Origin of the sequence: Candidatus Effluviviaceae Genus V sp. (assembly GCA_014728125.1) — a bacterium.
In the GTDB taxonomy this organism is placed as follows: domain Bacteria; phylum Joyebacterota; class Joyebacteria; order Joyebacterales; family Joyebacteraceae; genus WJMD01.
Genome location: WJMD01000155.1, coordinates 1 through 9,366, shown reverse-complemented (window position 1 = coordinate 9,366; position 9,366 = coordinate 1). Strand labels below are relative to the sequence as shown.

The following is a 9,366-nucleotide window of genomic DNA, read 5'->3' as shown; positions in this document are numbered from 1 at the left end:
GGGGGCCGCTTGTCTTGCGGGCGTCCGGCGCCGGTCAGTCGGACCAGCTGATCAGGATGTCCTCGTCCGGGTAGAACGCGGTCTCCCGAACGTAGTGGACCGTCGTGTCGCCCCGTGTCCATGTGCTGTCGGGTCCGATGGACAGCGTGACGTCCTCGAGCTCCGGCGGGATGCGGATCTCGAACTCGGCCAGCTCGATAGGACGCTCCCACAGTCTCGTCGTCGTGACGATGTACGTGGCGCTGCCGCCGCGAATCTGCTGCGCGTACCGCACCCGGAACGTTCTCTCTTCCTCCGGCTCGAAGCGCATCCGGAATCGGATGGAGGTGTCCTCCGTCACGTATCCGATGGCGCGCTCCCCCTCGTCCGTCACGTCGTAGAGCCTGATGTTGTAGGGGAAGGTGGAGCGGGCGCCCACGGGGAACGGGTACTCGATGCCCAGCTCGAGCGGCCGGTCGGCGACGCTTCTCAGGAAATAGAGGCCGTCGACGCGGCAGGCGCGCTCGGAGGGCTCGATGGTCACGTACTCGCGGTAGAAATGCACCGGCGGCGGCTCGGAACTCCCGGACGTCTCGGCATCCGTCGTCCCGCGGCTGCCGTCCTCGGCCTCGCAGCCGGCCCCGGCGACACCGAGAGCAAGGACCAGAAACCCGATGACGATGCGCTTCGCTCCCATCACTGTCGGTCCTCTGCTGCGCTACAGGTAGAGGAAGGCGGCCAGACGCGTCTGCGTGGAGAGACTGAAAGAGCCGAAGTGGGCTCCGACGCCGGCCTCGCCCTCGACGCTCAGGCGCCTCGAGATGAAGTACTCGGCGCCCAGGACACCGATGATCCCGAAGGTCGTGTCGCTGTCTCCGCCGTCGTCGCGCGTCAGGTCGCCTTCGTCGTAGTCGACCGAGGAGTGGCCGATCTCGAAGCGGCCGCCGAAGTAGGGCTGGAGCCGGTCGTCGGTGCTCCAGAACTTCTGGGCGGCGATGCCCAGAGCGAGATCGGTCGACGAGCTTCCGTCGTTCGAGAACGTGCTCAGTGATGCCGAGGCCTCGACTCCGAGAGAGTTCCCGAGCCTGGTCTTGACGACGATGAGCCCCGTGCCGTCGGGAACGAAGACACCGCCGACGCCGAATCCGTCACCGTAGTTCTGTGCGGCGGCCGGGACCGCCACGAGCGCCAGGAGCGATATGACCAGCAACGTACGCACCATCTTCGACCTCCTTCGATAACGCCCCGAACCCCGCGGTCACCGTACCGCGCTCCGTCCACGCGAACGGGGGCCGCCATAAAGTGTTGTGCGGGCGATGCTAGCACCGCCCGCCACCCCGGTCAACTCCCTGAAACACTTGACGCGCCTGTCCCCGTGTGTTACGTTTTGTTGGAGATTCTGCAGAGCATCCACCGGAGAGATTCGTACGGTGAGTTCCGCGAAAGGAGTTGATTGATGCCGAGCGCAGCAGAGGTCGGACGTCGGTTGAAGGAGGTCCGGCGGGAGAAGGCCATGACCCTGAAGCAGGTGGCCGACTCGTCCGGGATGTCACCGACGCACATCTCGGAGATCGAGCGCGGCAAGACGTCTCCCACGGTCGGCGCGCTGAGGAAGATCGCCCACGCGCTGGGGAAGGACACCGCCTTCTTCGTCGAGGACCGCCCGCTTCCCCGGGTCTCCGTCGTCAAGAAGGAGGATCGGGAGGATCTCCTCCTCCCTTCCGCGGACGAGACGTTCGTCAACGCGAAGGGGCTCACGAACGGCATCCCGGCCGGCCGCGTGACGGCGGTGCTCATCGAGGACAAGAAGGGTGCGGCGCTCACGCCCGACAACAAGGAGGGCGAGGAGGCGCTGATCGTGCTGCAGGGGGCGGCGACGGTCACCGTGGGCAAGGAGTCGTTCGACCTCGAGCCGGGCGACTGTCTCCACTACGCCGCGCGGAGCAAGCACTCGCTGACCTTCACTGCTGAGGGGAAGAACCGTGCGCTGTGGGTCAGGGTGAAGCCCGGGGCCATTCGCTGGTAGCGCGACGGGACGCCGATCCGGTCGTGTGCCGGGTCCGAACATGACACAGAGCGGCCGGGGGTCCAGTCAGACCTCCGGCCGCTTCTCGCATGGTCCGCCCGAGATGCCGGGCGCGGACTACTTCCAGCCGACGGTGAGGGCCATTCTCAGCGTGTCGTCAAGCTGCCCGAAGACGTAGGCGACGTCGACGCCGGCCGTGGCGGTGCCGAGCATCGTGGAGACCCCGCCTCCCGCCACGAACTCGTCGTACGTGTCGTCGTTGATCGAGGTGCGGTACCCGCCGCGGAGCGCCGCTATCTCGAAGAGCACGAGCTCGGCGCCGATCGAGGCGATGTCGCGTCCGTCCTCCTCGAGCGACGTGTCGAGCCCGACCTCGACCGTCAGTCTGTCGGCGGCCGTCATGGCGACGCCGAGCGCGATGACCGACGGCACGGGCTCGTCGTAGGTCCCTCCGGCGGAGCTGTCCCACGAGAGCGTGGAGAGAGCGTCTCTCCATACGACCCCGACGTCCGCCCCGCCCGGAAGCGGGGCCGTCGCGCCGACGTCGAGCGCGAAGCCCGTGGCCGTCCCGGTGACCTGCCCCTCGTGGGCCTCGTTGTTGCCGAACGACGCTCTGCGGACCCGCGCGGCGGCGCCGACCTGTGGAGACCGCTCCTCACACCAGCTCAGTTCCGGAAGCGGGCGCGAGGCGCCCAACAGAATGGTCGTCTCGGTCAGCACATCGTCCCCCGAGTAGAGGACGCCGGCCCCGACGGTGTATCCGCCGAGCCGCATCGTGCCGGCCGCGGTCGAGTAGGGCACGAGACCCATCTGATCGCAGTACGAGACGTGCGCCTCTCCACTGTGTCCGCCGGGGTCGAGCCGCGCCGGGTTCCAGAAGAGCGATTCCGCCCCGTCGACGGCGACGACCGAGCCGCCCAGTCCGACGGCCCTCGCGCCGATGCCGATGTCGGCGAATGCGCCGGGCACACCCGAGGCGTCGCCGGCGCCTGCGCTCGAGGCCGCGCACGCGAGCATCGCCGCGAGCACGACCGGCAGGGTCCATCCTCCTGAAACGCTCAACATGGAACGCATCGCGGTCTCCTCCGCGTCTACTTCACCAGCACGACGGTGCCGAGCGACGTCTCCTCGGCGCCCGCGTCCTCTGCGATGATCTCGATGACGTACCGTCCGTTCCGGGCCGGTCTTCCGGAGTCGGCGTTGCCGTCCCACTCGACGACCGCCTCGCCCTTGGCGGTCGGCTCGTTCTCGACGACGGTCCGGACGAGCTGTCCCTGAATGTTCCGGATGCGCAGCGTGACGAACGGCATCCTCGCCTCGGAGGACGACACGTCGAAACGGATGCTGACGGGTCCCTCATCGGGGGAGAAGGGGTTCGGCCGGACGACGATGTCCCAGACGGCCAGCCCGCGCGACGTCCTCGAGACCGCGTACTCGCCGAGTCCCGCGATGCTCGCCTCGAGGTCGCCCCCGACCGCCGCCGAGTCGACCGTCTCCCAGGCCAGCCGGTCCTCGTTCCACAGAACGAGCCGGCCGCCGTCCGAGGGGACGGACAGCATCGCCGGACCGTCGAACTCCAGTCCGTCCGGCATCAGGTGGTACGATGTCTCCGACACCTCGTAGTCCCGGCCCAGACGCTTCGCGTCCGGCAGCGTCTCGTGGGCCAGGTGGATGGTCTGCTCCTCGCTGACCGAGCCCACAGGGATCTCCAGGCGCGCTCCGAGCGAGTCCTCGGCCGTCACGGCGCTCGTCGGACCGACCCTGACGAAGGCCGCGATGTCCAGCGAGCCGCGAAGTCCGGAGACCGGCTCGTACGCGCCGATCCTCGCCTCTCCGATGTATCCGGCGGACGCCTCGAAGACGCCTCCGCCCCGGGCGATGGCGCCCGCCTCGGGCGGCGAGACCCACCACTCGAGCGCGGTATCGACCAGCTGGCCCTCGTCGGTCACGCTGTAGCCGGAGAACGTCACCGTCTCTCCCGCGCCGACCTCGGACGGGCCGCTGATCTCGATGGCCTCGACGGGCGGTCGCTCGACCGTGAAATCGAGCCCCGACACCGTCTCTCCCTCGCCGGCCTGGACCGTCATCTGGAGCGGCGCACCGAGGCAGCCGTCGCCCGAGACGGTCACGACATAGGACCCGGGACGAACCTCATCGATGGCGTAGTCGCCGCTCGCCGGGCAGGCCTCCGTTCTCGAGTAGCCGGCGTACGACGTGTTGGTCGCGACGATCGAGATGTCGGTCACGTCGACGTCGCCGAGCGCGGTCAGGTGTCCCTCGAGCCTGGCGAAGTTCCTGGCGAGCTCGAGGTCGATCGTGCCGGCCGCAGCGCTGATCGAGTCCGCGACCGCGTCGTGGTACCCGTACGCCCTCGCCGTCGCAGTGTATCCGGATACGGGAGGCAGCCCCGCGATCACGAAGGTCCCGTCCTCGCCGGTCGACGCGACCCCGGAGTACCCGGCACCGTGGTCGACGGCCACCGTGGCGCCCTGGATCGGTTCCGATGAGACGGCGTCGGTCACGGCGCCGCCGATCGTTCCGGTGGACGGTTCAAGTCCGAACACGAGGTCCGTCGTTCCGGGTGCGACGTCCTCCTGAGGATTGTCCGTCGCGGCGTAGTAGCCGCTCCGCGTGACCGAGACATCGTACGTGGAGTCGGGGTCGAGTCCGCCCAGGGCGAACCCGCCGTCGGCCGCCGACGTGGTCGCGGAGACGACGATGCCGTTGTCGGAGGCGCGCACGTTCGCCTCCTCGACCGGCGTCACGCCGTCGCCGCGCGTGACGGTCCCCGTGATGGAGCCCGAGTAGCGGAAGAGCTCGATGTCGAGTTCCAGCCACTCGTCGTCGTCGACGCTGACCTCGAGCACCTTGGGGCGGAAGCCGGGGCACGAGCAGAGCACCCGGGCGTCACCGGGGACGACGTCGTCCAGCCGGAAGGCACCCCCGGCGCCCGTGACCGAGGTCCTGCCGCCGCCGCTCCACACGATCGTCGTGAGAGCGCCCGGGACCGGTTCCGACGTCAGGGAGTCGGTCACCGCGCCCGCGACCGTCCCGAGAACGTCGTTGAGCGAGCAGTCGAGCGCCGCGGAGCCTTCGGTCGGAACGTCCGTGTCCGGGAACGCCCGCGGAAGGTAGCCGGGCGCCGAGACGACGATGTCGTGCGAGCCGCCCACGAGCCACAGCGCGTAGAGACCGCGGCCGTCGGCGCGCGTCGACGCGCCGGTGTCGGCCGACCTGACGAGCGCGCCGCCCACCGGCAGTCCGCCCTGTCCGGTCACGCGGCCCTCGAGCAGGCCGCTTCGAACCGGGAGCACGATGTCGATCTCGTGGACCGACTCGGCTGCGAAAGGCCCCACGCTCAGGTTGTCCTCGCCGTGACCGTCCGCCCGGACGACCATCTGGTACTCGAGACCGGCCTCCAGCAGGACCTCGTAGCCGCCGTTCGACCCGGATGAGGTCATGCGGGACGGCTCCGTCGTCCCGGGCTCGTAGAAGAGGACCTTCGCCCTGCGGACGACGTCGACGCCGTCGGAGACCGTGCCGTGAAGCCGGACGGCCGTCGGGGTCGGGGTCAGCATGACGCCGCCGACCACCTGACCGGGCCCCAGCTCGAGCGTTTCGGCGGGGGAGGGTGTGAAGCCCCGTTTCCACGCCGAGACCTCCCAGACCCCCGACTCGAGGGCCAGTTCGAAGGCGCCCGCCGCGTCCGTCCGGGTCACGACGCGGGCGCCCCGGGACAGCGCCTCGACCGTGGCGAACGCCACCGGGCCCTCCGTCGCCTCGACGGTGCCGGTCACCCTCGCCGCGCCCGGGGTAACTCTGAGGTCCAGTCCGTCGATCGTCTGGCCCGCTCCGGCCGCCACCGTGAGCGGCGTACCGGAGGCGTGCTCGGTCTTCCTGGCTCTGAGCTCGTGCACGCCGGACGGCAGTCCGAGGGCGAAGGTCCCGTCCGGCGCGGTCGTCGTCTCGACGACACCAGCCGACACGACGGCGCCGTCCACGGGCGAGGTTCCATCGCTCACGCGCCCCTCGAAGACACAGTCGGGCGCACCGACAATGAGCTCGATCCCCGTGAAGGAAGCACCGGTCTCGACCGTGACCTGATGGAGGGCGGAGGGGCAGAAGTCCTCGTGGCGCGCCATGAGCGAATACGTGCCCGGCGGCGGGAGCAGGACGAACTCGCCGCGGGTGTTGGTCTCTGTTGTGAGCGGGGCGCCAGACGGCGGCGTGGCCACGACCGTCGCGCCCGCGACGCCGAACGAGCCGTCCGTGACACTTCCGAGAACCGCCGAGTCGACCGGCAGGAGCGAGAACGGCGGCTCGACCGCCGTCTCGGTCCCCGGCGGGACCGTCACGATGCGCTCGTCGCTCGGGACGAACCCGCTCTTCTCCGCCGTGATGCTCCAGTCGCTCGGGGCCAGCTCGAGTCTGAAGTGGCCGCCGGCGCCGCTGGCGCCCACGACGTCACCCGAGGGTGACGAGGCCCGCACGGTGGCGCCGATGATGGGGCTGCCGCCCGCGTTGACGACGCTTCCGCTTGCGAAACCCGGCGTTCCGATGAGAACGAGCGGATCGGGAAGCTCCAGGTAGTCGCCTGCCGCGGGCTCGACCGATGTCGTCTCCGACGGTGCGTAGCCGGTCTTCGAGGCCGAGATGTCCCAGGGGCCCGAGGTGACGTCGAGCACGAAGCTCCCGCGGATGTCGGTCGTCGCCCCGGCCTCGTTGACGCCGTTGGTCCCGGTCACGTCAGCGCCGAAGACCGGCGCGCCGCCCTCGTCCCTGACGAAGCCGCGGACGCGGGCCGGCGCCCGGCGCATCGTGATGAGCACGTTCCGGGTCTCGTCTTCGACGATGTTGCACGTGACCGTCGTGTCCGCGTAGTCCGTTCGGGACGCATGGAAGTCGTAGACGCCGGGGGCCAGGTCTCGGTTGAAGATGCCCGACTGGTTCGTGATGACCGGCAGAGCCTCGAGCCCGCTGTCCGACCGCTCAATCTCGACGAGCACACGCGGGAGGGCGCCGCCGGTCTCGCGCTCCGTGACGATGTGCGCGGTGCCGGTCTCGGTGACGTACTCGAACGACCGGAGCTCGGACGGCCGTCCCCGACCCGTCGCATCGAGCGCGAGGACGCGCCAGGAGTAGTTCCCGGAGACGAGGAAGTTCCCCAGGTTGACCTCGAGCGACGTATCGTTGGTCGCGCCGTCCCACACCGGGTAGCTCGCGTCGCCGGCGTCCCACGTTCTCTCCTCGTAGAGGTAGAGATGATACGATGAGGCGCCCGCCACCGGCTCCCAGTCGAAGACCAGGAACTCCTCGGCGATCTCGACGTTCGGGGGAGGGGAGACGAGGACCGGCGGGTCGAACGCCACGTCGACGTCGACCGTGAAACCCGCGATGCCCGCCCCGGCGACCGACGTCATGAGCGGGTGGTTCCCGAAGTTGTTCAGGACGAGCCAGTTGTACTCGAAGTCCTGGACCAGCGGCGGCGTGGTTCCGTTCGTCTCGGTGAAGTGCCCGGACGGGTCGGGGGCGCCGAACTGTATGGACGTGTTGCCCGTGATGGCCTGCCAGATGACGTTCGCACCCGTGATGACGAGGTCGCCTTCCTCGTTCTCCTCGACCTCGATCGGGTGGTCCGAGACGATGACGTGGTAGAACGGGACGCCCATCACCGGTTCCCACGAGAACGTGGTCGTCGTGGAGGTCACGACGCCGCCGTTCACCGGGGTGCGCGGCGTGGGGAAAATGGGCGACTCGACGACGAGGACGAACTCATCGGACGTCTCTCCCGTGCCGTCCACTCTGACGACGCAGTAGTAGACACCGGGCGTCATCCCCTCGCTCTCGGGCGTGAAGCCGAGCGACTGCCATCCGTCGACATCGGTGACCGTGGTGTAGACGCCCGGCAGGCGGCCGTACGCCAGGCGGCACCGGACGTTCTCCTGCCACGACACCGTGACGTATTCGTCGACCGCGACCATCTCCTGCGGATAGTCCGTCAGCGTGATGTCCGCCAGCGCCGGAGTCGCTGCGAGGCCGACCAGAAGAACAGCACAGAGCGCCGTGGTCCAGTGGCGTGCGCGCCGGTCCTCGCTGGGAAGGGTGTTCGGAAACCGGTGTCTCACGTCGGGTTCTCCCTCGGTCATCAGAACTCGTAGACGAGTGACGTCCTGAACGCTTGAAGCGGCACGGCGAGCGCCGTCGTCTCGATCCGCATGCCGTCGACGATGCCGACGCCGAAGCCCAGATTGGCCAGCGGCACGAGGATGTCCTCCTCGTCCCGCTCGTCGCCGTCCTCGTGGATGAGGATCCCCCTCAGAACGCCCGCGCCGATGCGGGCGGCACCCAGGTCGATCTCGAGCCCCAGGCCGTCCGTCGCCTCCAGGGCCTCGTAGCTCCCGTCGAACCGGACCGCCAGCGCGCCGGTGTAGCGCCTGTACTCGAGCGTGGTCAGAGCGGGACCCAGCCGGAAGGAAACGGCGCCGCCGAAGTACGACGGGAACTCGACCGTTGCGGAGGCGTTCTCGATCTCGGTCTCCGACTCCGTGTAGGTGGGCTGGGATGCCGAGATGCCGTCGGGATCGAGCTCGCCGTCCTCGAACGCGGGCGGCAGGTTCGAGACCGTCACGACCTCGCCGGCCATCGTGATGGCCGGCGCCGCGACGTACGCGGCGTCCAGCGTCAGCCCGGGTGACGGTCTCCAGGAGGCGCCGACCGACCAGCCGACGCCGTCGCCCTCGTACGACCCGGAGACGGTCTGGTCGAGGTCGTTGCTCCACGGATCGTTGGGGTCGTTGAAGGCGTATTCCGTCCCGCCGTAGTTGATGATCCCGCCGCCGATGAGCACGCCGGACACGGCGCCCTCGGAACGGTAGAGGGAGAGCGACGCCCCGGCCGAAAGCTCATCGCTGACGCGGTACCCGCCGCCGATCGTGGTCCGGTCGATGCGGAGCGACAGGTCCACGGCGGCGTCGGCGGTCAGGCGCATGTCGATGTCGACGTCGCCTTCGCCGTCGTCCTTGACCGTGTGCCCCAGCGCCTCGAGGCCCGTGTTCACGAGGTCGAGCCCGATCTCCATCGGTTCCTCGATGGCGGCCCCGAACACCAGACGCCCCGTGTGGAGCGCGAGAGCGCCCGACACGACGCCCCCGGGCTGTCCCAGGTCGACCGAGAGCTCGGGATAGACGGGCTCGAGCGTTCCGTCCTCGTACTCCTCGAGCGCGGCGTCGACCTCGTCGGCCACCCGCTCCTCGATGTCGACGAAGTCGCCGAGCGACGCGCCGACCGGAGGGAGGACGTCGACGAGCACGGCGCTGCCGTCGAGGAACGCGAGCCCGGCCGGATTGCCTGTCACCGCGCCG

At 69.4% G+C, this 9,366-nt stretch carries 6 protein-coding genes; 1 reads left to right on the top strand and 5 read right to left on the bottom strand.

The genetic code is table 11. From position 1 onward, the window contains the following. Window positions 1-34: 34 nt before the first annotated feature. Both GF405_09500 and GF405_09495 read right to left on the bottom strand, forming a co-directional pair. On the bottom strand, window positions 35-676 hold the full coding sequence (locus GF405_09500; protein MBD3368386.1) for a hypothetical protein: 642 nt from the start codon (window positions 674-676) through the stop codon (window positions 35-37). 21 nt (window positions 677-697) lie between these two features. Continuing rightward, window positions 698-1,201, bottom strand: a complete 504-nt coding sequence (locus GF405_09495) for a hypothetical protein (protein ID MBD3368385.1) — start codon at window positions 1,199-1,201, stop codon at window positions 698-700. Window positions 1,202-1,435: 234 nt separating this feature from the next. Between GF405_09495 and GF405_09490 the strand changes: the two genes are divergently transcribed. Beyond that, window positions 1,436-2,005 (top strand): helix-turn-helix domain-containing protein, encoded by a 570-nt coding sequence (locus tag GF405_09490; protein MBD3368384.1) that lies wholly within the window; start codon window positions 1,436-1,438, stop codon window positions 2,003-2,005. A 117-nt stretch (window positions 2,006-2,122) separates the two neighbouring features. Here the strand turns inward: GF405_09490 and GF405_09485 are convergent, their stop codons facing one another. The 3 genes from GF405_09485 to GF405_09475 form a co-directional block, all read right to left on the bottom strand. Further along, entirely contained in the window at window positions 2,123-3,079 is a 957-nt protein-coding gene (locus GF405_09485; protein MBD3368383.1) for a hypothetical protein, read from the bottom strand. 17 nt (window positions 3,080-3,096) lie between these two features. Then, on the bottom strand, window positions 3,097-8,130 hold the full coding sequence (locus GF405_09480; protein MBD3368382.1) for a hypothetical protein: 5,034 nt from the start codon (window positions 8,128-8,130) through the stop codon (window positions 3,097-3,099). 20 nt (window positions 8,131-8,150) lie between these two features. Continuing rightward, window positions 8,151-9,366 (bottom strand): hypothetical protein (locus GF405_09475; protein ID MBD3368381.1); only part of this gene is annotated, 1,216 nt, incomplete at its 5' end.